The sequence below is a fragment of the Bartonella sp. MF74HXZ genome, assembly GCF_042194445.1.
Classification (GTDB): domain Bacteria; phylum Pseudomonadota; class Alphaproteobacteria; order Rhizobiales; family Rhizobiaceae; genus Bartonella; species Bartonella grahamii.
In genome coordinates this window covers 326924-350039 of sequence record NZ_JBHIMW010000001.1, presented here as the reverse complement: position 1 = coordinate 350039, position 23116 = coordinate 326924, and the positions used below count along the sequence as shown (strand labels likewise).

The 23116-nt window shown below is 40.0% G+C and carries 20 protein-coding genes, 1 tRNA gene and 1 pseudogene; 19 read left to right on the top strand and 3 right to left on the bottom strand.

The features are described 5' to 3' along the window. Window positions 1-1037: 1037 nt before the first annotated feature. The 19 genes and pseudogenes from ACFIJ8_RS01410 to ACFIJ8_RS01320 all read left to right on the top strand — a co-directional run bounded on the left by ACFIJ8_RS01410 (window position 1038) and on the right by ACFIJ8_RS01320 (window position 19490). Entirely contained in the window at window positions 1038-2120 is a 1083-nt protein-coding gene (locus tag ACFIJ8_RS01410; RefSeq protein WP_375638759.1) for a quinone-dependent dihydroorotate dehydrogenase, read from the top strand. A 139-nt stretch (window positions 2121-2259) separates the two neighbouring features. Continuing rightward, window positions 2260-2336 (top strand) — tRNA-His (locus ACFIJ8_RS01405). 549 nt (window positions 2337-2885) lie between these two features. Continuing rightward, a complete protein-coding gene (locus ACFIJ8_RS01400) occupies window positions 2886-3191 on the top strand; it encodes a hypothetical protein (protein ID WP_375638757.1) in 306 nt (101 codons plus the stop codon). 88 nt (window positions 3192-3279) lie between these two features. Continuing rightward, window positions 3280-4191, top strand: a complete 912-nt coding sequence (locus ACFIJ8_RS01395; protein ID WP_375638756.1) for a hypothetical protein — start codon at window positions 3280-3282, stop codon at window positions 4189-4191. Window positions 4192-4482: 291 nt separating this feature from the next. Further along, window positions 4483-4854 (top strand): hypothetical protein, encoded by a 372-nt coding sequence (locus ACFIJ8_RS01390; protein ID WP_375638754.1) that lies wholly within the window; start codon window positions 4483-4485, stop codon window positions 4852-4854. Continuing rightward, window positions 4851-5318, top strand: coding sequence for a hypothetical protein (locus ACFIJ8_RS01385; RefSeq protein ID WP_375638752.1), 468 nt, complete (start codon window positions 4851-4853; stop codon window positions 5316-5318). Before ACFIJ8_RS01390 ends, ACFIJ8_RS01385 begins: the two co-directional genes overlap by 4 nt. Beyond that, entirely contained in the window at window positions 5311-6198 is an 888-nt protein-coding gene (locus tag ACFIJ8_RS01380) for a hypothetical protein (RefSeq protein WP_375638750.1), read from the top strand. Before ACFIJ8_RS01385 ends, ACFIJ8_RS01380 begins: the two co-directional genes overlap by 8 nt. 2 nt (window positions 6199-6200) lie before the next feature. Beyond that, the gene (locus tag ACFIJ8_RS01375) at window positions 6201-7115 is read left to right on the top strand and encodes a hypothetical protein (RefSeq protein WP_375638748.1); all 915 of its coding nucleotides are present in this window, start codon (window positions 6201-6203) and stop codon (window positions 7113-7115) included. Between the two features lie 313 nt (window positions 7116-7428). After that, entirely contained in the window at window positions 7429-7731 is a 303-nt protein-coding gene (locus ACFIJ8_RS01370) for a hypothetical protein (RefSeq protein WP_338071673.1), read from the top strand. Beyond that, the gene (locus tag ACFIJ8_RS01365; RefSeq protein WP_273787859.1) at window positions 7722-8402 is read left to right on the top strand and encodes a beta-hydroxyacyl-ACP dehydratase; all 681 of its coding nucleotides are present in this window, start codon (window positions 7722-7724) and stop codon (window positions 8400-8402) included. Before ACFIJ8_RS01370 ends, ACFIJ8_RS01365 begins: the two co-directional genes overlap by 10 nt. A gap of 104 nt (window positions 8403-8506) precedes the next feature. Beyond that, window positions 8507-9064 carry a hypothetical protein gene (locus tag ACFIJ8_RS01360; protein WP_375628270.1) on the top strand — a complete coding sequence of 186 codons (558 nt, stop codon included), beginning with the start codon at window positions 8507-8509 and terminating at the stop codon, window positions 9062-9064. A gap of 1 nt (window position 9065) precedes the next feature. Continuing rightward, window positions 9066-9569, top strand: coding sequence for a DUF6622 family protein (locus ACFIJ8_RS01355; protein ID WP_375638745.1), 504 nt, complete (start codon window positions 9066-9068; stop codon window positions 9567-9569). 1338 nt (window positions 9570-10907) lie between these two features. Further along, window positions 10908-11036: a DUF2924 domain-containing protein gene (locus ACFIJ8_RS01350; protein WP_081429731.1), complete on the top strand. Its 129-nt coding sequence runs from the start codon at window positions 10908-10910 to the stop codon at window positions 11034-11036. Window positions 11037-11368: 332 nt separating this feature from the next. After that, window positions 11369-11740: a hypothetical protein gene (locus tag ACFIJ8_RS01345; protein ID WP_375638743.1), complete on the top strand. Its 372-nt coding sequence runs from the start codon at window positions 11369-11371 to the stop codon at window positions 11738-11740. Window positions 11741-12068: 328 nt separating this feature from the next. After that, window positions 12069-13913: a site-specific DNA-methyltransferase gene (locus ACFIJ8_RS01340; protein ID WP_375638741.1), complete on the top strand. Its 1845-nt coding sequence runs from the start codon at window positions 12069-12071 to the stop codon at window positions 13911-13913. Between the two features lie 28 nt (window positions 13914-13941). Further along, window positions 13942-17139, top strand: coding sequence for a DEAD/DEAH box helicase family protein (locus ACFIJ8_RS01335; protein ID WP_375638739.1), 3198 nt, complete (start codon window positions 13942-13944; stop codon window positions 17137-17139). Window positions 17140-17425: 286 nt separating this feature from the next. Next, the gene (locus ACFIJ8_RS01330; RefSeq protein WP_375638738.1) at window positions 17426-18676 is read left to right on the top strand and encodes an MFS transporter; all 1251 of its coding nucleotides are present in this window, start codon (window positions 17426-17428) and stop codon (window positions 18674-18676) included. A 137-nt stretch (window positions 18677-18813) separates the two neighbouring features. Next, window positions 18814-18972: a hypothetical protein gene (locus tag ACFIJ8_RS01325; protein ID WP_375638737.1), complete on the top strand. Its 159-nt coding sequence runs from the start codon at window positions 18814-18816 to the stop codon at window positions 18970-18972. 219 nt (window positions 18973-19191) lie between these two features. After that, window positions 19192-19490, top strand: a pseudogene (locus tag ACFIJ8_RS01320) (hypothetical protein). A gap of 27 nt (window positions 19491-19517) precedes the next feature. Here ACFIJ8_RS01320 and ACFIJ8_RS01315 read toward each other — a convergent pair. From ACFIJ8_RS01315 to ACFIJ8_RS01305, 3 genes are all read right to left on the bottom strand, one after another. After that, the gene (locus ACFIJ8_RS01315) at window positions 19518-19697 is read right to left on the bottom strand and encodes a hypothetical protein (protein WP_375628256.1); all 180 of its coding nucleotides are present in this window, start codon (window positions 19695-19697) and stop codon (window positions 19518-19520) included. Between the two features lie 747 nt (window positions 19698-20444). Next, window positions 20445-21665, bottom strand: coding sequence for an MFS transporter (locus ACFIJ8_RS01310; protein ID WP_375638735.1), 1221 nt, complete (start codon window positions 21663-21665; stop codon window positions 20445-20447). A 10-nt stretch (window positions 21666-21675) separates the two neighbouring features. Further along, window positions 21676-23097 carry a coproporphyrinogen-III oxidase family protein gene (locus tag ACFIJ8_RS01305; RefSeq protein ID WP_375638733.1) on the bottom strand — a complete coding sequence of 474 codons (1422 nt, stop codon included), beginning with the start codon at window positions 23095-23097 and terminating at the stop codon, window positions 21676-21678. Between the last annotated feature and the right edge of the window lie 19 nt (window positions 23098-23116).

The window sequence follows — 23116 nt, the reverse complement described above, 5'->3', positions numbered from 1 at the left end:
GCAGAAAACTATAGCTTAATTTATATAATTGCTTCAAGATTTTTATGATAACATTAAAAAGAAATATTTTTACAGAATACCACAAAATGAGCAGTAATGAAGTACATATATTGGTAAAATAAAAAATATATTTCAGTATTGATGGAAGAAATAGATAGATGAGGCAGGAGAAAACTTATAATTTAATTCCTCTTAATTTAGTAAGCGATAATGGCAATTAGGAGGGCATTATGGCTTATCTAAAAGCTATTTTTACTGGGGTGCATGAGCTAAAATGGCGATAATTCTGATGGAAGAAACACATTTCATCTACTGGAAGATTGTATTAGTTTATAAATAGCAGAGCTCTAGGGCTTGCAAGATCATTTTGGTTTGGAAATCGTTGGTATGATAGGTGGGAGTTCAATGATCAACTGTCATTACTTAAAATATATGTTAGACAGAGCACTTATAGATGCAAAATTGTATTTAGCGCATCAGAAATGGCAAAGCAAACAATGCAGTTTCTTCAAAATTTTATCAATAGAGTACAAATGATTGAATACCCTGTTGCTAATAAATAGCGCAACAATAGTATGGATTTAGATAATTTTATGAACTATTTATTCTATAAATGCTAGGAAAAAATAGCTTTATAGAGCAAGCTCTGTTTCTATTGAAAACAATATTCAAAGGAACTGTGGGAATAGGGATAATTTGCGTGCATTTTTAAGAGAACTATGAGCTTTCCTGCATGAGATGTCACAAAACCATGGTTATGGTGAAGAGCCATTGATGTTTCAATTCATGCTGCATTCTATAAGATTAGGATTCACATTTTAATCTTTAAAAAATGTCGAAAAAGAGAAACGTTTTTTAAGAATAAAAATTTCTTACACAGTATACATCAAATAAACATGTATGGCTATTGTGTAATGAATTTTCTTCTAGAAGGGGAATATTATTTGGATAATATGCTCTCTTTGATTGGTGATCTTTTGTGTTAAAAGATATAGGTGAGGTGCGATGGATTATTTTTATGTTGTGGAGAAGGATTGATGAGTTTTTTTCGTTGTATTGGCCGTTCTGCCTTATTTATGTTGGATCCAGAGCAAGCACACAGTTTAGCGATTCTCGGGCTGAAAAGTGGATTAAATGGCTGTCAAAAGGTTATCGATAAACGTTTGTGTGTAACTGTTGCTGGGCTTGCGTTTGAAAATTTTATTGGTCTCGCAGCGGGATTTGATAAAAATGCAGAGGTTATGGATGGTATTTTTCGTTTAGGATTTGGTTTTACTGAAATTGGGACAGTGACACCAAAGCCTCAGATTGGAAATCCTAAACCACGGCTTTTTCGTTTAAAAGAAGATGAAGCGATTATTAATAGAATGGGCTTTAATAATGATGGACATCAAGTTGTTTACAACAGATTGCGTGCGTGTAAAAAAACTGGTGTTATAGGAGTCAACATTGGAGCCAATAAGGATACGGTCGATAAGATTGATGATTATACTGTTGGTATTGCTCATTTTTATGATGTTGCTGATTATTTTACGGTTAATATTTCTTCTCCTAATACACCAGGTTTACGTGATTTACAGGCCCGTGACAGTTTGCATCTTTTGTTGAGTGCAGTTTCGCAAGCGCGAAAGGAGCAAGAGAACAAGCATGGATTTTCCATTCCCATTTTTTTAAAAATTGCCCCCGATTTATCAGAGAAAGAATTAGATGATGTTGCTGAAGAAATAAAACTTTCTGATTTTAATGGACTGATTGTTTCCAATACAACTCTTTCACGCCAAGGTCTTAGCAATAGCCACCTCAGTAATGAAGAGGGGGGGCTTTCTGGACGTCCACTTTTTGAGCGTTCTACTATTGTGCTTGCAAAAATGCGTCAAAAATTAGGGAAGGAGATTGCCATTATTGGTGTTGGCGGTGTAAAGGACGCACAAACCGCTTTGGAAAAAGTAAAAGCTGGTGCAGATTTAATTCAATTATATAGTGGGATGGTTTATGAAGGTCCAAATCTTGTCATAACTATTCTGCAAGAGATTTTGCAGATGATGCAACAAGACGGTGTTGATAACATAAAAGACTATCGTGATCATAGTCTTGAGCATTGGGCAAAATTTCCTTTGTAAAAAACGCTTTTTTCTTCACAAAAAATTGCGAGATTTTTTTAAAGGGGCTTGCAAACTTTGTTGATTTTCCTTATGTCACATAAGCATAAGAATAAATGTTTACGCAATCGTGAACAGTTATGATACATTTGCTTTTTATGCGGTTGTAGCTCAGTTGGTTAGAGCGCTGGTTTGTGGCACCAGAGGTCGTAGGTTCAAATCCCACCAACCGTACCATTTGTCTTGTTACAACTTTTCTAATTCTTAATTTTTGGCGTTTTGTGAGGCGGTTAAAAGCTGTGCTTGGCGGGCTTTTTTGCGTGTGAGCCGTCACGGAGCAGAGACCTTGCGCAGATGATTTTCCTCAAATTTTGCCCCAAACGGAATGATACGATCAATAATCGCTTGAAATATAAACGGGTTAACTAAATCTATGATTCTGATTGCAATTGCAACAATAAATATCTCTATCAGTATATTTATATACTTTTAGTATATTTTGTAAACCAAGAGAATCTTATTCGACTTTCATTATTATTGCTCATAATATAAACCATTAAGTTTAAACACATAAAATAAGTAAGTAAGCATAAATTTACTAAAATATGCCATATTTTTGACGCAATGACTTTGATTTTGTCAACTATATATTATAAATGTGAACTTGCATGAAAGTGCATTCATATCTCCAGGGGTGTTTCGGTGGTTGATTATGGGTAAGCCATTCTGGCGCGGGGACATAAGTAATCTTGCGGGATTTATTTATACACTAAATTGGAGAAATAAATGGGAAGTTCAAGTCGTTCGCACGATTATTGCAGTGCCGATAATTTTAGTAGCAAATATAACTCTGGTACTGCGTTTGGTAGCAAGTATGGTGGTAAGGTTGGCCTTGCGAGTGGTTTTGTCCTAGGATGGGCAGGGGGGCGTAATTATAAGGCTGGCATGGCCGGAGCAAGCTTTGGGCAAGTTGTAGGCAATGAATTCGGAGACACCATAGGCGGTTATGGTGTGGCTGCTGTCCAGTGTGGAACACAGTTGTTGGGTCAATCTATTGCTAATTCAGGTGGTGGGATGTTGATGCACTTTTGATGTAGTTCTTTGGGTTATCCTAAAGCCTAGAACGGTGGTACTGTAAAAGGTGCCACCTTTATGTTTGGAATATTGCACAGGAGGAGCTATGGGCGAGTTTAGTATAGTGCTCGTTTATTTTTGTCTGTGGTTTGGCATGTTGTATCTATTCCTCAAAACTATTGCTATTAATGGAAAAAGCATGTTAGGCAGGGAGAACATAGTTGCATTCATAGTGGCGGCATTGGTTATTCCTCCTCTCATTTATGCCTTTGAGTATTTTGAGTATATAGTCGGTGTGCCGATAACATCTTCTCATGTTGCTATAATTATGTTCTTTCTTTCTTTTTGCATTGAATTTATACCCAATATAGTAAACAATATAAAATGCTTTAGTTTGGCCATTATCGCAAGTTGCCCCATTTTTTTCATCGCAGCTGGTTTTATTGTTGTGAGTGATGACGTTCTGTTAGATTTTTTTGATCTGCAGCTTTTGGGCTATATTTATCTGCTTTTCATTATTCCGTTGATGATAGGGGGGGCTCGCTATGTCCTAATTGCTAAAGCTTTGAAGGAAAAATCTATGTCAGTGCTAGATTTAAGCATTTGTATTGGCTGTGGGTTTGCCATAGGTGTCTTTTTTGTGTCATCACTGCTTTTATCAGACCTTCGAGAAATCTATCAACAGATAGGTTTTGCAAACAGGGAGGCAGTGAAAAAAATGTTTGATTATGCAGTGTTTGGTTTCGCTATTCTAACGGGCCAAGTTTTTTTGACATTTTTGATGGTTCTCTTTGTTACTACAAAGAAATATTATTGGTTGGTCCTTGATGTTCTTGCAGAGCTGTTTTTTAGCCTCTTTGTTTCTTATTATGTAGCGTTTGTTCATACAGATGATGACTATAGAATGGTTAGAAATTGGATTTGTTTGATGTTTGTTGTTTATGTGTACGCGCGTTACATTAAATCAAAGAATGTGAAGCTTAGCGTGATTAACCCGTTTAAAAAGAAAACTGAGTGAGAAGACAGGAGGCTATAGTTCTTTGGGTTATCCTAAAGCCTAGAGCAGCCAACCCAGGAGGGGCAGTTTCTGGAGCAATAGTAGGCGGGGTCCCGTGGCGCAGCCGCGGGTATTGCTAAAGCTGGTTGGGATTGTGCTCGCTCTAAGTGGTGAAATTGTTGTTTGACCTGGCTTTTTTAACAAGGTAAAGGCTTTGCTAAGGGGTACACTATCAGCCTCTTAGCAGGGAGTTTTTCTCCCGCAATAATATCTTGGTATGCTTGGGAGGGCAAGGCGCTTTAAGGAAATTATATGTCTGACTTAATTTTTGGAATGCTGCTTAGTTTTGGGATAAGTTCCAGCCCTCGTCTCCTTAAAAACAATGGCTTGTTGGGCGAGCGCGTCATTTTGGGGGGGCTAGCTGGCCTTTCCTGCGCTATCATCTTCGCTTATCCACATAGTGAAAGTGGGCTTACAGACTTATCTTTGCTTTTGGTATGTTATCTTGGCATGCTTTTAATTCTGTACGAGCACTACTTATATAAATATTTAGTTCTTGGATTCTGTGGTGCAGTTGCTGCCTTGTGTATTGGGGCATGTTTTGTATATTTGAGCTCTTTGTTGCCATTGCCTGCTTTGTCTGCTGCTAATAATAGCCAGCAGCAGAGGTGGTGCATTACATGAGTTTGGTTGCTGCACACTATCCCTTTTTTATCCTTTTGATATCAGTTTTAACTGCGGAGCTTTTGCGTTTGTGGTTGCTTCGCGTATATAAGCCAGAATTAGCTGCGCGTGAGGTCCTTTATTTCGGGCTGGGCTGGGGTGTTCTAGACTTATGCTATAAGACCCTCCCAGCTCTTTTTCTTTACTTGAATTACCGTGTTGATAGGGCGCCACAAATGGTGGGCTATGTCGCATTTGAATCTTGTCCACAAGCGATCAGCTATCTTATTGCCGCGGGCATGATTGTATTGATGCATGTTGTAAATACGCGTTTTATGTATCTTGGTTTCCAAGATAAGCGCAAGGTTTATTCCTATCTGCCTTTTGTAATTCATTTTGCAGTTGGTCTTTTGTTTATGTTTGACATTTCTTCAGGCTATGCAATATTAATAAATTCTATTTTTGAGGCTTGCAATAATGCTTGACAAATTGACATTATCTGTTATCGGCGCCGTTTTTTGTCTGGTGCTGACTATTTTTCCTTTGATGAAGAAAAAAACATTGGTTGAACATTTGGTTTTCTTGCTCGTTGTTTTGTGTCTTGTTTTTCTTTATGTTTATGGCGCTACGAGTTATTTTCCTTATTATGTTTTGGCGCTTTCGCTTATATTGGGGTACCGCTGGTTACTCTCTTTGGTTAAAACGTTTAAAGGCACGAAGGCGATTATTGGGGCAAGCGCTGGTTGTTATGTACTTTTGATTTTTTTTCTATACGGCTTTATGCGTATGATAGGCAGTTTGATTTTTGATTTTTCTGCTTATAGTACGCCTAATATTGTTTTTGCTGTTGGTCTATTCCCTATAGGCATGGCGATTATGCAGTTTTTTTTGCTCTCTCATTGGGTGGCAGAAGATAATGGCAATGGTGTAGAGGCAGCACTGGGCGTGGGAATGGGGATTTGGGGGGCTGCTATAGGGCTTGCACTGCTTACATCTCTACCAGAAACTGTGAAAATCCTAAAAGGGGCTTTTAGTCTTGATAGGGACGCCTTACTTTTTTTACTTGAGACGGTAATATATTATACGTTTATTATAGGTCTGAATCTTTTATCAACTTTTTTAATGCTTGTGGTTTGCCTTGACAAGAAATGGCGTTTTTTTGTTCTTATCCTGCTTTTACAATGCTTGGCGGCTTGGGCGCGCTTTTCATGGCGGGCCGCTGAGCCAGAACTTCTTGCAATTGGGCATTATACAATCGCTACTATTCTTATGTTTGCTCTTATGCGGCAAATTTATGATTTTGTGCAAGATAGATTATCCATGAAGAAAAATAGCAGTTACGCTGTAGTAAATGAGGGGGCATAATAATGTTGGTTTTATTTATTACTTCGCTTCTCGCAGGCCTTATTTATGGCGCTGTCATTTATAATTTTTTTCGCTCTACTTTTAGTTGGATAAATGTGCTGTTGAGCGGCATAGTTTTTGGGGTGATTGTTCTGTTAGTATGGCGTTACTCGGAAACAGAACATAAACTTGATGCCTTACGTTTACTGCAAGTGCTTGGCGTTGTTTTTCTTCTATGTGTGTTTCATCATTTTCTGAAGTTCAAATTGGTTGTCGCTGGTGCTGTGGGATGGTTTGTTGCTAGCTGCATTGCTGGCGGGTTTATTGCTTTTTGGGAGCAATCTGTAATAAAAACGCTTTATATGATGAGTATTGTTGAAACCAAGAGTCGTGCAGAGCAGGGGCTGGCGCTTGTTTTTTTATTTTTAACATTTTCGGTTTTTTTTGTTGTAGCAGAAGAAGCTATGCGTCGTTGGTTAGTTACTAAGTTTTATCGGTGCTCGCCTAGTTTGTTGTGGCGTTTGCCGCTGAATATTGGCATAGGCTGGGGTTTATGCGAATTAGTTTATAAGGCGCTAGGGCCTTTCCTTGTTTATAATGGCTGGCCTATTCGATCTAGGTTATTAGCCAATGAGTATGTAATTTTTTATTCCTGGACGCAAGCGAGTATTTTTTTGTGTGCTTTAATGAGCGTCATACTTATGCATATTTTCAATACGTGCTTGGCGTATCGTGGTGTTGTTACGCGCTCTAAATTTTATGCGTGTGCGCCTTTTTTTGTCCACGCTATTGTTAACTGTTTCGGTGCAACAGTGATGGTTACAGAGAAGGTTTGGTTTAATGTTGGGGGCAGCTTGTTTATTCTACTTTGTGTGATGTTGTTCGTATATTTTGAAAGCAAAAATCCTTTAATACAAAACATAAAATTGCGCGCTTAAAGTGTTGTAGAGTGATGAATAACTTTGCGTACTCTAAGTATGGCTAGAGAGCCTGATACGCGCTTTCTGTTCTGCAAAAAAATAGAGAAGGTTAGCACCGACGTAACGCGTCCAGTACCAAGAGCGACGTCATTTCTGCACTAATCGGTGGGTTTTGTGCCACTGTCCCCGCGCATATGGGAGCCTGAAAATATGCTATCATGCGACTTTCTAGTGTCCTCCATGAGATTGAAGCTGGGAATCTTGGAATCTTGAGGCGCTGGTAACGCATTATTGCAAAAACAAACCCTGGCTAGGGTTTGGTCATCCGATTATGCAACGGGATGTCCGGGTTGATTTCTTTTTTTCACGCTTTCAGGCGCCTATGCGCCCCTTGAGTTCGCTTGCGCGATCTATTTTGGACAATACAGGACTGCAACCCAATGTCGATTTTCTAATTGCAAGCATCATGAGCAAACATCGGGCTTCTCCTGAGCTGGGATTGTTGGCTTTTTTCGTTTGTCGTATGCCGATACTTCTCGCGCACTATCAAGCGCGGTTTAGTGCTCATTCCTTCGGTTTATCATCAAAGGATTTAAGAAAAAAATATAAAAAGGTCCCCCAATTATGGCTATAAAGCATCGCACCGAGCCAAATTTCTTGGGGATATGTCAGAGTATCACCTTAACCGCACCGATGCGTGCTTGCGGGCAAATCGATATTTCTCACTGGAATTTAGCCCATAACTATTTGAAACAGGGCTTGTTACTCGAAGCCTTGCATCAGTTTTCAGTTCGATTCGCTACCGTGGTGGCTAAAAACTCGGATCTCACTTATCGCTATCTCCCTGTTATAGTTGAACAGTTTTTCTCTACCACCCATTTTGATAGCGATCGGTTACGCGTTGAAGGATATATTGAACGCATTAATGAGTCCTACCGTATTCACTGTAAGGTCAGCCCATACGGCAATAGCAGGGCCGTTATTGCGCAGGCAATCATCATGGTCAGTAAGGTCTGCTTCCCTAGCTCGTGTTCTGAGAAAGCCGCTCTTCCATTACTAGGCGATTTATGTAAGATTTCCTCCGTAACCGGAGATTCTTGTACTTTTTCCTTTAATGCGCATCACCCGCTTTTTGAGGAACATTTCCCCTCCCGCGCCGTATGTCCTGGTTCACTATTGATTGAGATGGTTCTGGCTTTGACCACGCAGGGTAGGGCGAAAAATATCGCATCTGTTGCGCTGAAAAAAGTAAAGTTCATTGAAGCAGTTTATTCGGAAGATACCTATCAGTTGACCATTAAATAGGATACAAAGTGTGAACCGGGTGGCGTTTTTTATATTCATACGGAAACTAAAAAACGAAGCACTTGCGGTAAGTTTTCTATCAAATATAAAAAGGAGGATGCGTCATGTTTAACATAATAATCTCTTTTATTCCGTGGAGTATTTACTCCTGGGTTATCAATGGAAGCGTTTTAACTCTGGTCGAACGCTCTCTCATCTTGACTGTGCTTTTATTATTAATTATTGCTCTGAATATTAAATTTATCCGACAGGGAGAACCCGTGATGATTACGAACATTCTGACATTTATTGTCCTGTTTGTTAATTATTTCGCTGGATGGTCTACACTTTTACTGAACTACCCCACAGTTTTTTGCTATCTGTCACTTGCTCTGGTTTCATTGATGAGCTTGCTGGTAAAGAAACCCTTTACCATTTTTTATGCTCCTGCTGGTGTTTCTGAAGAAAAACGCAAACATATCCTCTTTTATCTCATCAATAAATATATTACATGGATTTGGGTCATCATCTTTTTTGCCAATGGTCTTCTAGGGGCTTTTTTTACATGCTCCCCCCAGCTTTGGTTGGTCACTATGGGTTTAATTTGGGTCGGTATTCTTTTTTCTAAATATCTTCCTAACATCATACAATATTTTTATCGCGTCAAACATCATGGAGCATAATATGTCATTGTTTAACATTCTGACTGGAACTCCCTCATGGGCCTGGATTTTACTTATTTTTCTCATCGCGAGGGGAATAATCGCATTGAAAGATAGAGAAATGAAGGTTTACCGCCTTTTTCTATTGCCGATAATCTTTCTTTTTTTGGGCGCAAGCGATGTGATTAAAGAGCTGGCGTTCCCGCGCTGGGGAGCAGTCTCAATGTTGGCGGGGCTGATGATCGGCGTTGGCGTTGGCTGGTTGCTCTGGCGTGCCACTCCGCGTTTAAAAATCAAAGAGGGAACGGATTTAATTATTCGGCCTGGTACGCCGTTGACGCTGACATTTATTCTTATCGCTTTTGTCATCAAATTCATATTGATTGCTTTTCTCAAGATTGAACCTGATTTGAAATATGCCTTTGATTTTAACCTTCTTTTTGGTCTTTTAAGTGGGGTTACCGATGGTGTGTTCTGGGGCAGCACATTAAATTTATATATAGCATTTCGAAAGAATCCAAATTAATCCCTATACCATTAGCTGTGGGTGCTTCCCATCAGAACTATCTCAATAGAAGCTTATTCCTAACAACAACGCTGCATACAAATGCAGCGTTGCCTCGTAGTTTCAGATTTTTTTATCCCAGCGCGTGAATAGGTGAGGAAAGTGATATATCTGACTATGCCCCATTGGGGGAAGAGCGAGCCTAAAGGTTTAGAATGCTATGAGTTTGAGCTAGCTGAACTTTGAGCAGATGGTTTATCGCTCATGGGAAATCATTTTGTTTTACGATTCAAAAAGAGGATAGTGATGGTCTCATTGGCGTAGGTGGGCAAGAAAACTGTTAGCTTGGCAATGCGTCAACAATTTGTAGAACTATGTTGTGGAACCCATACGCAAAGCGGTTGCTATGATGGCATGATGCTTTTGTCAAGCATTATGATATGGTAGGAACTGGTGTTTAAGGGTGCAACTGCGGTCACTGTACGATCCAGTAGCATTACGTCTGAGTATTTAGGAGCGGTAGGCTCTGTACAGGCTATGCGTACAATATGTGAAGCACGCTTGTGGGAATCAGTGTGCCATTATTGCGTTGTGCATGCAACCCTCTAGCGAGTACTTCATTGGTAAGGCTGTTTTTTGAAGCTGGTTGTAATTATCTGTGTGTTTTTAAAGAGAACGTTAGCACCGATGTATCGCGTGCAGTACCGTTTTCCTTTATAAAACTATTCTCATTTCTTTTGTTTCTTTAAGAAATCTGCACTTCTCAGCCTTTTTTGCATATGATCGATAACGTAGCTCAAGTTCCTTGAGACAGTGAATTTTTTTCTCTTTTTGCTAAAAATGCCCAAACCATCTTATTTAGTCGAGATTTCGTTTAAGAAGGGATCTTCTAAATTTATTATTTTTTTCAATAGGATATAAATTTCTCGTTTTGGGTGCGCGGTAGACTTATAGCAGTAACAAGCTTAGGCGTATAGTTAGCAGATACCGTCATTATTGAGGAGTTTATTTAAATTGTGTTTGATCGATTGAGGTATACAGAAAAACGTGATCAATAAGCTTAGGTTTATTGGTTCTAAGCGTGGAGGGAGTTGAGCTATCCAATGCAAAAGAATAAATTGTTTTTTTGCGCTGAGCGTTGGTTATTTTTCGACATAATTGCATTTTGGTCTAACTTTGTGAACACACACTATTTCTGACTAATCGAGGAAATAGAACATTCATGTGTTGAGAGGATTAGACAATGAGTTGTAAGCAATTAGAGCAAGAAATAGCCACTGTAAAGTATACGTCAATGCAGGAGTCCAAAGCTTATGGCACACTTATTTCAGTGACGATTATTTAGGCTAAACGCATCATGTGCTTGTGGTGCCAAAAGGCTATCAATATGAGGGAAAGATTTACAAAAGCTTGAAAGCTATTGCCAAGCATATTACCGACATCAATTGGAATGGCTATTTATTTTTTGTCCTTTTAAGGCGTGGATGAGAGGATGACAGGGGACAAGAAAGGTGCTTAAACAAGCGATAAAATCAATACGCGGCGCTATATATAGACGTAAATTCACCGAAGAAGGCTTAGAGCAAGAGTTTAGCTCACTGGACGACAAAAAGAAGCAGGCGAAAGCTTTGTTAAAGCTTATTGTCATGAAGGTTGGCAATTAATACCAACGTTGCTGATAATGTAAAAATCATGCCGCAATATATTTAAGGAGCGAGTGCAAGAGATTAATACATTCCTATGGCAGATTATAAAAGCATGGTTTGCACATGAGCCTAATTATATGATTGATAAGGCAACACAAATCATTCAGGGACAAAATGATAAGAGCTATATTTTGTTATGAATCTGGCGCACAGTATAAAACCTATAAAGGTAAAGCGTTTTATGGCATGGGGGAGGATTTTCAACATGCTGTCGGGCGTTTGAGGGTGTTCTTACTCTCCGTAAAAGGCATTTTAACAAATCTTGCTTGCACGGACAAGGGAGAACTAGCAGTGGATGCCGATATAATCCCTTGTGAAATTGGTTTTTATTGCGTCGAAATAAATGATGAAGAAATTTATGTTTTAATTGACAGTGATAGTACTTGTATGTGCTTGACCAAGCCACATGTGACGCAATTTTTAAATTACCCATGGTGGCATGTCATCAAATTGACGATACAGTTTTTCGATTTGTCAGAAATATGACAATGCTAAAATATAGACATATTTTGGATGTGTTTGTGCCAATTGATAAGCTTACTGATAATGTTTGTAAGTGCCATAATAGCACACAAGAAAAAATATAAAATCGCCGCATGTGGTAATGCGAATTGATCTAGCTGACTTGCGTAAGTAAAAAGAAATAAAACAAGCACAAGAAACTTTAAAAAATAAAGAGAACAGCTTATACGACACTTTTCATGAAAGTAAATTTGCAGAGGATACAGAAATAAATAGGATAAAAGGAATTGCGACGTACAAAAGAAATATTCATAGACATATTTTATACTAAGCGTAACGGAGAAGCGCAAAGATGAGTATAATAGCAGGTGAAGATAAAATAGAGGGCATGAGTCAAAGTCCAGTTAATCCAGACATAGAAAAGTTAAAAGCAGCCTTTCCGCAATGTTTTGCTGAGGGAAAGCTCAATATAGATCAGCTTCTTAATCTATGCGGCGAATATATTGATAATGATTTTGAGAAGTTCAAATTTGAATGGAAGGGCAAAGGAGCAAGTTTAAAGCTTGCTCAAAAGCCTTCATTTGCGACATTGCGCCCGAAGCGCGAGGAGAGCGTAAACTTTGATAATACACATAATCTTTATATTAAGGGTGATAATCTTGAAGTGTTAAAACTTATCCAGCGGGCTTATTTTGGCCAAGTGAAGATGATCTATATAGACCCGCCCTATAATACGGGTAATGATTTTATCTATGGTGATGATTTTAAAGACCCATTGGCGCGATATAAGGAAGTGACGAGCCAAACGACAAAATCGAACCCTGAGACAATGGGGCGGTTTCACACGGCTTGGCTCAATATGATTTATCCGCGCTTGCGTTTGGCACAGACCTTATTGCGTGACGATGGGGTGATATTTATCTCCATAGATGATCACGAGGTGCATAATTTGCGCAAAGTGTGCGACGAGGTTTTTGGCGAAGAGAATTTTGTTATTCAAATTTGCCATAAGTCCCGAGCGTCTATATCTAATGATAAAATAATATCGTCTAGTCACAATTTTATTTTAGTATACGCAAAAAACATAGCTACGCTTTTTTCTCAACGACATAAGTTTGGTCTACCTCCTATAACGGAAGGCTTCAACCAGAAAGACGCTACTGGCGAATATAAGCTAATTCCCGTAGATGGACCTGGTGGGGCAGCTAAGGGGAATCCGTATTATACGTTTGAGGGGGTAACGGGTTATTGGCGCTATTCCCAAGAAACAATGCAAGAAAAATACAATCAAGGGTTGATTGTAAAAACAGCAAATGGTCTCCAACAAAAATATTATAAAGAAAAAGCATTGCAATCGCGGAGAGTAGCTACATCTTGGTGGGATGAAAAATTTTATACAGCAGAGGCAACAAAAGCTTTAAAAGCTTTATTAGGGGGGGCTTATTTTGATAGCCCGAAGCCAGTAGATTTGTTAAAAAAAATGTTGCTTCTTGCAACTGATTCTCAAAACAACGACATCATTCTCGATTTTTTCGCTGGCTCTAGTACAACAGCGCATGCAGTGATGGCTTTGAATGCCGAAGATGGTGGTAATCGCAAATTCATCATGGTGCAATTGCCTGAATTGTGTGATGAGAAGAGCGAAGCTTATAAGGCTGGTTATAAAACTATCTGCGATATAGGTATTGAACGTATTCGCCGCGCTGGTGCACAAATCAAGCAAAAGCATGAAGCAGAACTCACAAGTGAGCAGCCTCTAGACACCGGATTTCGCGTTCTAGAGCTCGATAGTTCCAACTTTTCCATATGGGACGATAGCCCGATTGATCCGAATGCACTTGATGTTAAAGAACAATTGCAAATGCGCTTGGATCATATTTTGCAGGGGGTGAATCCCGAGCGCTCTCATCAAGATATTATCTTCGAGATCATACTTAAATATGGTTGGCCACTGGATTTAAAAATTTACCCTTTACCAATCAATGGCAAAAAATTCTATTATATAGGCGAGAGCGAAGGCGATGTCTTAGTAATTATAGCCATAGACCCGCCCTTTGAACCCGAAGATGCGGAAGAGATGATAAAGTATTTGCCCGTAAAAATCGTAGCGCTTGATGCGGCCTTTAAAAGTGATGAGGCGCTTATTAATTGCGACTTTATCTTTAAAGACAATGAAGTAAGTTTTGATAAAATTTAAACTATAGAGAGACGATTGGGGCGGCGATATGAAACTTAAATTTAAACAACAAGAATTTCAAAATGATGCGGTTAAAAGCGTCATTGATTTATTTAAAGGCCAACCACGACGGAATTCTTCTATTTTCTTGCATTCAGAACAAGGACAATTAGCGTTAAATGAATTTGGTTGTGGTAATCAATTATTAATTAGTGATGAAAGCATATTAGCAAATTTACAAGAGGTGCAACAGAACAATAAACTCTTGGCGAGTAAGACGCTAGAGCAAAAGCAGTTTTCTATTGAGATGGAAACGGGAACAGGCAAAACTTATGTTTATAGCAAGACGATTTTTGAGTTAAATCAACGCTATGGCTTTACCAAATTTATTATTGTCGTACCAAGTGTTGCTATTCGCGAAGGGGTATATAAATCACTTCAGGTAACAAGGGAGCATTTTCAAGCAGAGTTTGATAATCTGCCCTATCGTTATTTTATTTATAATTCAAAAGATCTTTCGCAAATTCGCCAATTTGCAAGCTCTACCAATATTGAAATTATGATTATCAATATTGATGCATTTAAAAAAGCAGAAAATATTATCAACCTTCCGCAAGATAGACTGAATGGCGAAAGTGCTATGCGTTATATCCAAGATACAAATCCGATTGTGATCATAGATGAACCGCAATCGGTGGATAATACAGCAAAAGCGAAGGAGGCTATTGCGAGCCTTAACCCGCTTTGTGTTTTCCGCTATAGTGCCACGCATAAAGATGAGATTAATCTTTTATATCGTTTAACACCTGTTGATGCTTATCAAAAAGGACTGGTAAAGCAAATTTGTGTTTCTTCTAATCAGATAGAGCAAGATTTTAACCGTCCCTATATTGCCTTGAAATCCGTATCACACAAACATGGCTTTAAGGCGCGCTTAGAGTTGGATATTGCGGGAAAGAATGGCACTGTGAGCCGCAAAACAGTTACAGTGAGACAAGGCGATGATCTGTATCGCGTTACGGGCGGGCGTGAGCTTTATAGGGGTTATATTGTTTCTGGTATCAATTGCATGGCGGGGGATGAAGCCGTTGAGTTTTCTGATACTGAAATTGTCAAGTTTGGCCACGCGCTTGGTGATGTGAATATAGTAGAGCTTAAACGCGCGCAAATTTATCGCACTATAGAAACACATTTAGATAAAGAATTGCGGCTTGCGCCTTTAGGGATTAAAGTTTTATCACTTTTTTTTATTGATGAGGTGGCTAAATATCGTAGCAATGATGAAGAGCCAGCACTTTATGAGCGTATGTTTGAAGAATGTTATGAAGAGCTGTTGGCGAAAAAGAAATATGCCTCCTTGCGAACTGAGTTTGCGCAAAATGTTCGAAACGTACACGGCGGTTATTTCTCGCAAGACAAGAAAGGCGTGTATAAGGATACAAAGGGCGACAGCCAAGCTGATGATGACACTTATAACACGATTATGCGCGATAAGGAGTGGTTATTATCTTTTGCATGCCCCTTGCGTTTTATCTTTTCGCATTCGGCATTAAGAGAAGGCTGGGATAATCCGAATGTGTTTCAAGTGTGTATGTTGATTGAGCAAAAATCGAATTTTACCGCGCGGCAAAAGATTGGTCGCGGTTTGCGTTTGTGTGTAAACCAACAAGGTGAGCGGGTGGAAGATAAAGATATAAATGTGCTGCATGTCATGGTGAATGAAAGCTTTGCTGAGTTTGTGAGTACATTGCAAAAAGAATTAGAGGCGGATATTGGTTATAAATTTGGTACATTGCAGATGGAGGAGTTGGTTGGCCGTATTTATGAAGATGTAAAATATGCAGCCGCTAAAGTGGAAGTGCCACAAGCACAAAAAATTATTAAAACGCTTGTTGCAAAAGATTTGATTGACGAGGCGGGTGTCGTTAAAGTAGATCAGGATTTAGTGGCGAGCGAATTTGAAGCTATAGGGGCGGAGGAAATGCCACGCGAATTGCGTCAAGAAATTATGAAAAAAATTGATTCAGGCGCACTTATTAATGTTGAGACGCTGCAAAATCTGATTTATATGACAGCTGTGACGGAAACAAAAATTCTGTCTTCGCAAGAGGCTGCTGATATATTGGTTGAGTTGCGTGAAAAAGCCTTGCTTACATCAGCAGGAAAAATCACAGATACATTAAAAGCGCAATGGGCGACTGGGGCGTTGGATTTAAGTGAACGTTTTAGTAAAGGGCAAAAGCAGGCTGTGCTGCAGGCGCTAGAAGCGAGCCAAGCCATGCCGATTATTCGTAATGCTGCGCGCGAGGTGCGGGTTAAGCTTAAAAAGCAAACAGTGGCTTCGCCCGAGTTTTTGTCCTTATGGGAGAAGATCAATAAAAAAACCACTTATCGTGCAAAGCTTGATCGCACAGAGTTTATTGCCAAAGCAGTGGATGCAGTGAAAAAAATGGCGCCAGTTGCGCCCGCGCATTTGGTTTATCAGACAGCAGAGATAGAACTGGATAGTGCTGGTGTGACCTACGAAGAGCAGTTATTAAAGCAGAGTACGCTTGATTATAGTTTGTGTGCACTGCCGAACATTGTACATTATCTGACCTTAAAGTTGAAATTAACCGCAAAGACAATTATTGGTATTTTGACAAAGAGTGGTCGTGAGCATGAGTTTGTGAAAAATCCACAAGCTTTTTTAGAGCGCATAGAAGAAATACTCAATAAAACCCATGTTAATCTTACAATTGATGGCATTAAATATTTAAAGCTGGTCGGGAAAGAATATAGTGTGCAAGAGCTTTTTACCAGTGAAGAACTTGTGGCAAATTTAGAGCGTACAGCTGTTGTGAGTGAGAAGAGTGTGTATGATCATGTGGTTTATGAAAGCAGTGTGGAGAAAGAGTTTGCACAAAGTCTTGAAAATGATCCTGAAGTCAGATTGTTTTTTAAACTGCCAAGAAGTTTTAAAATAGCCACTCCCATTGGTTCTTATACGCCTGATTGGGCGGTCTTTTTAGAGCGGGATGGCGAACAAAAGCTTTACTTTGTGCTGGAAACAAAAGGGGCAAACAGCGAGTTTGATTTGCGCCTTAAAGAAATGCTGAAAATTAAATGCGGCAAAGCGCATTTTGCTGCACTGCAAACGAGCGTTGCATTTAACGACCAGCCGGTGACAAATTGGCGTGAATATAAGCGTACTTTGCCCGAAGCGGCGCATGAGTTTCCAAGTGCTGCGGTGGTTGTTGCAGAATGATTGGTGCATGAAATACTTAACGTGAGCGCGGGGAGGACAGCCAAACTTTTTATATCAAGATAATAAATCGACAAAAGGTAGCTATAATCCACACTTCTAATACAGGAGGTAAAGTTATGAAAACTAAAAATATGTATAAACAACTGAAAAAATCAAATTAAGCGGGGTGATGTTACTGTGCTCAAAGCCCGAGCAAGTGAGCAGAAAATGGCTGCTCGAAGCTCCCTTCTGAATTGAGGTTTTAGAATATATAAAGCTGGCAGCTTTATAGCTTTTGGATATATTAATGGCGATAAATTATGAAGTTAAAAAGTTGCTCTATGGCTGTGCGGCAATGAGCGGGGTTCGGCTGATTACAGGTTCCTTCCATGCTTTTTTTTTCTTGTCTATGGGTGTTAGCATAACACAGTTAGCTTTATTGCAAATTGTGTTTAGCGTAGCTATTTGTATTTTTGAAGTGCCTTGTGGGATTTTAGGAGATAAAATCGGCGTTAAACAAAATGTTATCTTATCATGTTTCTTTTTTTCGCTTTTCTTCTTTTTATGTATCTACGCGCCTAATCTTTCTGTCTTAATTCCGGCAGAAATTATTTATGCTTTAGGCTTTGCTTTATATTCTGGCGCTGATAGCACATGGATTAAAGGCTTAATCGACGGCGGTGGTTACAAGGATAGTTTGATCTACCACCAAGTAAACGCCTATAAGCGGGAACTAACGGCATTCATGAATACGGTTGCTGGTGCGCTAGGTGTTCTTATTGTTTTGTGTATGGATAATTATCAGTCGGCATATTATTTTTGTTCTTTCGGATTTCTCGTACTTGTATTCTTGTTTAGTCGGGTGACGGGGATAGGTATTGCATCCGTTTCGAATAGTCAGCCAATAGACTCAGGTTCTTTGTTGCATGCAACAGAAGCTTTTGCTTATTTAGTTACCTCAAAAATCGGGTTATATTATATATTGATATGTGGTTTTATTGTTGCCGCATTGCAACCAATATTTCATTTTTGGCAACCTTTTATTTTGGGACAAACAGGAGTATTAGACAATGCAACAGGAAAGACTAAAATTCTTATTCTTGGCCTGTGCTTTGTGTCTTATACTCTCGTAAAATACTTATTTAATCGCTTTGTAATTAAATATCTTATGCAAAAATACGCTCCTATGGCGATAACTTTGTACTCACTAGTCCTGAGTGCTGTTGTTATGCTTGCTCTGCTTCTCGTTGCAAACAGTTGGGCCCCCATTATTTTATTCACCGTATTTCACAGTTTTTTTTCTGTCCCCGTAACGCAGTTTGAAGCAGAATTTTTTAAACATATTCAACAAAAGAATGCAAATACGGTTTTATCCATTGTTAGTTTTCTTGCACGTATTTTTGGTATTTTAGCGCTTGTGCTGATTGGTTGGTTGGCGAACAATGTTTGTATAGAAGCAGCTTTTTGTTTCACCTTGCTTTGTATATGTTTAATTATCCCGCTTAATTTGGCCTGGCTTTATACTGATAAAAAATTAATAAAAGACGAGAAGGTTTGAAAGTGAAGATATTGTTAAATAGGAACTTGCCTATGACTTACATAAAGACACAGGAAAAAATAGTGTGTGGGTCATCTTATATGGATTGAGTCGAAATTAATAGCTGTCCATCGTTTTTAGTAGAGATGCTTACCGATTTGAATGCGCCAAATGATTGTGCGGCTATTAGCCAGAAATATCGCGAACGAGCATATCAAGAAGCTTGTGATATTGATGTTTTGCTAAATAGTGGGCGCGTATTAGATTTTGCAAAAAACGCAAGCTTTTTTAGAGTGCGCGGAGGAAATCCTCGATAAAGCGTATGTCAATTTTACTATTGCTGGTATTAAATATTTAAAACTAGCTGGCCAAGACTATAGTGTGCAAGAATGTTTTGTAAGTAGCTAACTTTTGGCGAATTTAGAGCGTACAGCTCTGGTGAGTGAGAAGAGTGTATATGATCATGTGGTTTATAATTGAGAAAGAATTTGCGCAAAATTAATGATAATGCCTCCGAAGTAAAATTATTTTTTTAATTGCCAAGGAGCTTTAAAATCATGACGCTCATAGGCTCTTACACGCCGGATTTTGGGGTGTTTAAGAGTGAGAAGGCGCGCAAAAGCTTTATTTTGTACTGGAAACAAAAGGAACGAATAGCGAGTTTGATTTGTGCCTTAAAGAAATGCTGAAGATTAAATGCGGCAAGGCGCATTTTACCGCCCTTGAGACTGGTGTGGTGTTTGACGAGGCACTGGTAATGAGTTGGCGCGATTCTAAGCGGGGGATGGTGGTAGAGAAAGTGGGGGGCTGTGGTAGGAGCGGGCGGCACGAATGACGCTGTCTTTAGTTGCGTACCGCCAAGCTAATTTTGTGCTTTGCGAAATTCGCCAAGGCTTTTGGACGTACCCCGTTTACCGCGTAATAAAATCTTATGAATATCATGCAGAAGGCGCGCAGAAATGGGTGATTGCGTGTCTAGCTTCCCAATGCCGTAATTAAGTACAGCCACATAATGAGATAGCTCTTCAATATCATCAGTCACACTGATACTTTTTCTTTATTTTCAAACAATAATAGGTCAGATGCTAACGATTATGTCCTTTCTATCTGAGAAAAGAGTAGCACCGCTTGCGTATATGCACGAGTAAAAGTCAATCAACATTGGTCTGAGGTAAAATCGCCAATTATTTCTAATACACCTAAGGATTTCATAGCTTGCTCTAACGGTTTATATAAAGCCGCCCTTTTAAAAGGTGAATTGGGTGGTAAATTTATTGGGATATAGGCTTTATGAATCTCTTGAACTAAGCTTTCTACTATGCAGGTCCTAAGGCGTGATTGCATATATGGTCGCATCTGTTGCTGCGTTTTGTAGACAGAGATCTTAAATTAGGAAAGGAGGGCTGCTCTTTTAATTCCAAAGGAAGAATACGGCGCGTAAGTGCAGCAAAATGTATTTTGAGGAGCAGTAAAGGGGTGAGGCATTTGATGTCCAGCGGGTGACAGATTAATTGGAGTATAAGTGGGCATTGCTAGGGCGGAGTTTTTAGTTAAGAATTGTGCTCCGTACGCTATAAGCTCTCTGCATCCTTCATATAGGCGTTGAGATCATCGCCCAATGCAACAAAAGGGGCTATTTTGCCTTTAACGCTTGTTTAGCTGCTTCCATTAGTGCCGCTGGCTCTATCAGCCATTACGGTTATAATTTCCTCGTCCAAAGAACGATCAATCGATTGCGTAATAGGGTATGTGTGCCTTTTTTGACCGTGTCTTTTTTAAAAGGCAGCTGTTACCTCGTGGCAGGGTTGGGTGTGTCTATATGATCAGCCTGCCAAAGAAACGGAAGCGTTATCGCGATAGCCACCAATAGTAGTCCAGCGATAAAGGCGGCAGCAAACTGCAATGATATAAAAGAACCAAGGACGCCGACCAAAAAGCTTCCGACCGGCATTCCAGCATAGCCGATCACCCGAAAAGCAGAATTAGCTCGCCCGAGAAGTTGCTTTGGTGTGAGGCGCTGCCTGAAGGCGGTAACACCAATAAACCATAAGCTTGCTCCAACGCCAGCAATAAAGGTGACGCCCCATACGACGACAGCACTTTTTGAAAAGGCTGGAACCAGCAGCAAGATAACCGTTCCTAAACCGTCAGTGAGAACAGCTAGGCGCACCGGTGCATAGCGTATATGTGGTGCAAATAGGGCACCTGCCATTGTACCAAGCGCGTAGGCTGCAAACATCACGCCATATTGGCTGCTATGTAGGCCCAGATACCGACCGTCGGTAACGAAGAAGATGAACGAGGTTAGGAATGCTCCAAATACCACCGATAGAAAGAATGTGAGTAATGTAAGGGAGGTAAGATGCCGATTTGAAAAAATGAAACGAAAGCCGGCAATGATATAACGAAAAGTGATGTTTTCTTTATCAGGTGTTGGCGATGTCGGAACAGCACGGCGAGCGGTAAAAATCAATGTGATAAAAAGCACGATTAACAGGCCAAGAAATAGCAGTGTGCTATGCGCTAAAATGCTGCTTGTTATGACAGGGGCAAGAAAATAGGAGACCCCGAAATCTAAAAACAAGACAATTGAGTAGAAGGTCATCAATCGCTCTCCCTCCATGATAAGTGGTGGAATCGTCATTATATAAGCTTCGGCAGAAACGACGATGAATCCAGCAATGGTTGCATAGAAGAAAATTTGTTCGGCTGGAGCAATCTGTATTATGAGCAGTACGAACAGTACAATATGCAGTAGCATGAAGATGAGGAGAGCCGAGGTGGCAAGTTTTATTTTGTCGCAGCGATCAAGTAAAGCGCCTGCAAGGATGCCGAAAATTGGCCACGCTAATGAGAAGAGACCTTGCGCCCAACTTACTCCGACTACGCCATATCCAGATTGTTTTGCTAATAGCGGGATTGCAGTACGCAAAGCACCGCTGAGTAAGGCGAGCAGACTAACGGTTAGGCAAAAATAGCGTATGTTCTTATTGGCAAAAAGAGTGAACATTCTTTTCTCCTTAAGATGCCACACAGGTTTCCGCTGGCCCATCAAGTACGGCGGTTGTATTCAGCATGTTTGAGACATAGCCGTCCAAGATATTCCTATCTGCCTGAGGTAGAAGAAAATACATAAGGTTGGAATACCATTGCCAACCACGCTGAGTCAGCTGGAGATCGTTATCACTTTCTGCGATGAGACCTGCACCTATGAGCTGTTGTAGGTTATTGTAAACGAAAGAGGGGAGTGCGGTCCAGTCAATTCTTTCTTTTTTGGCATAACCGTTATAAGGTAGCCTCATACACAAAGCCTTGGAGGCTTGTTGCTCCGCTGATACCCAATTGTAGTATACTTTGGATTTGCCTTTAAGTTGTATGTCGGTAATGTATCCGCTTCGACTGGGATTGGCTCGTGTGACGAGTGATCCGAGAATCGACAGTGCTGACGCTCCGAATCCAACCACATAATCGTCATGATAACCATGCAAATATTTGTGATAGCGGAAATAATTAGCTGAACTCGTTTTAGCGAGCGTTAGAGGAGTGTTATTGGCAATTTTGATATAGGAATGCCCATTACACGGCGCATAGCTGCAGCTGCGCATAACGATGTCGCTAAATAAGCGAAGCATCTGTCGATGCTGTAGGCTGGATGGCTTTAGCCCTTTTTGTGCGTAAGACTTATGCAGTTGCGACGTGATAGCCAGATTGTTGATTGCATAGAGGCTGATGGTTTCAGGATGAAGCTCGCTGGCTTGCTTCAAATCGTATAATAGTTTTTCGGCTTGCTGGCTGTGCATGCCATATAGTAGGTCGAAACCGACATGTCCAATGATCTCTTGTGACCAAGCCACGGTATTGTTGATTTGTTCACGTGTTGAGGTGAGGTTAAACAATGATCGGAAACGCTCAATGAAACTCTGTATACCGAAGCTGATCCGGTTAAAGCCGATCTCACGGGCAGTATAAAGTTTATCACGTGTGACGCTCTTCGGTTCGCTTTCCAGTGTAAACTCGGTTAAGGAAGAGAGCTCAAATTCGCCATGCAATACTTTTCCGATGTGTCGGATATTATCTGCAGACAAAAGCGACGGTGTGCCGCCCCCTATATAGATGCTGCGGATGGGTCCTCTAAGCGAGCGAATGAAATTTCCTTTGGTTCTGATCTCTGTGGTAAGCGCTGACATATAAGATTCGATTTGCTTAATGCGCTTGTAGGCCCCTTTCTGAAAGGGACAGAAGGAACAGATGGTTTCGCAAAAGGGAATATGCAAATAAAGAGAAATGGTACGCGCTTGTGGAATCTGCTTACTTTGCGCTAGTTTATTAAAGTCTAGGTAATTGTAAAATTCATTTGAAATAGTGCGAAATAACGGATATGTGAAGTTGTAAATTGGCTTGAGTTGATCGAACTTCACAAAAGGATGATCCACGAGTTGCACAGCTTACCTCCCCCAATTT

Excerpts from the sequence above, each read along its gene's own strand:
- ACFIJ8_RS01370 (WP_338071673.1), top strand. The coding sequence starts at position 7,429 with ATGCAACGGGATGTCCGGGTTGATTTCTTTTTTTCACGCTTTCAGGCG.
- ACFIJ8_RS01385 (WP_375638752.1), top strand. The coding sequence starts at position 4,851 with ATGAGTTTGGTTGCTGCACACTATCCCTTTTTTATCCTTTTGATATCA.
- ACFIJ8_RS01375 (WP_375638748.1), top strand. The coding sequence starts at position 6,201 with ATGTTGGTTTTATTTATTACTTCGCTTCTCGCAGGCCTTATTTATGGC.
- ACFIJ8_RS01380 (WP_375638750.1), top strand. The coding sequence starts at position 5,311 with ATGCTTGACAAATTGACATTATCTGTTATCGGCGCCGTTTTTTGTCTG.
- ACFIJ8_RS01345 (WP_375638743.1), top strand. The coding sequence starts at position 11,369 with ATGATAAGAGCTATATTTTGTTATGAATCTGGCGCACAGTATAAAACC.
- ACFIJ8_RS01390 (WP_375638754.1), top strand. The coding sequence starts at position 4,483 with ATGTCTGACTTAATTTTTGGAATGCTGCTTAGTTTTGGGATAAGTTCC.
- ACFIJ8_RS01360 (WP_375628270.1), top strand. The coding sequence starts at position 8,507 with ATGTTTAACATAATAATCTCTTTTATTCCGTGGAGTATTTACTCCTGG.
- ACFIJ8_RS01355 (WP_375638745.1), top strand. The coding sequence starts at position 9,066 with ATGTCATTGTTTAACATTCTGACTGGAACTCCCTCATGGGCCTGGATT.
- ACFIJ8_RS01335 (WP_375638739.1), top strand. The coding sequence starts at position 13,942 with ATGAAACTTAAATTTAAACAACAAGAATTTCAAAATGATGCGGTTAAA.
- ACFIJ8_RS01330 (WP_375638738.1), top strand. The coding sequence starts at position 17,426 with ATGGCGATAAATTATGAAGTTAAAAAGTTGCTCTATGGCTGTGCGGCA.
- ACFIJ8_RS01340 (WP_375638741.1), top strand. The coding sequence starts at position 12,069 with ATGAGTATAATAGCAGGTGAAGATAAAATAGAGGGCATGAGTCAAAGT.
- ACFIJ8_RS01400 (WP_375638757.1), top strand. The coding sequence starts at position 2,886 with ATGGGAAGTTCAAGTCGTTCGCACGATTATTGCAGTGCCGATAATTTT.
- ACFIJ8_RS01310 (WP_375638735.1), bottom strand. The coding sequence starts at position 21,665 with ATGTTCACTCTTTTTGCCAATAAGAACATACGCTATTTTTGCCTAACC.
- ACFIJ8_RS01365 (WP_273787859.1), top strand. The coding sequence starts at position 7,722 with ATGGCTATAAAGCATCGCACCGAGCCAAATTTCTTGGGGATATGTCAG.
- ACFIJ8_RS01395 (WP_375638756.1), top strand. The coding sequence starts at position 3,280 with ATGGGCGAGTTTAGTATAGTGCTCGTTTATTTTTGTCTGTGGTTTGGC.
- ACFIJ8_RS01410 (WP_375638759.1), top strand. The coding sequence starts at position 1,038 with ATGAGTTTTTTTCGTTGTATTGGCCGTTCTGCCTTATTTATGTTGGAT.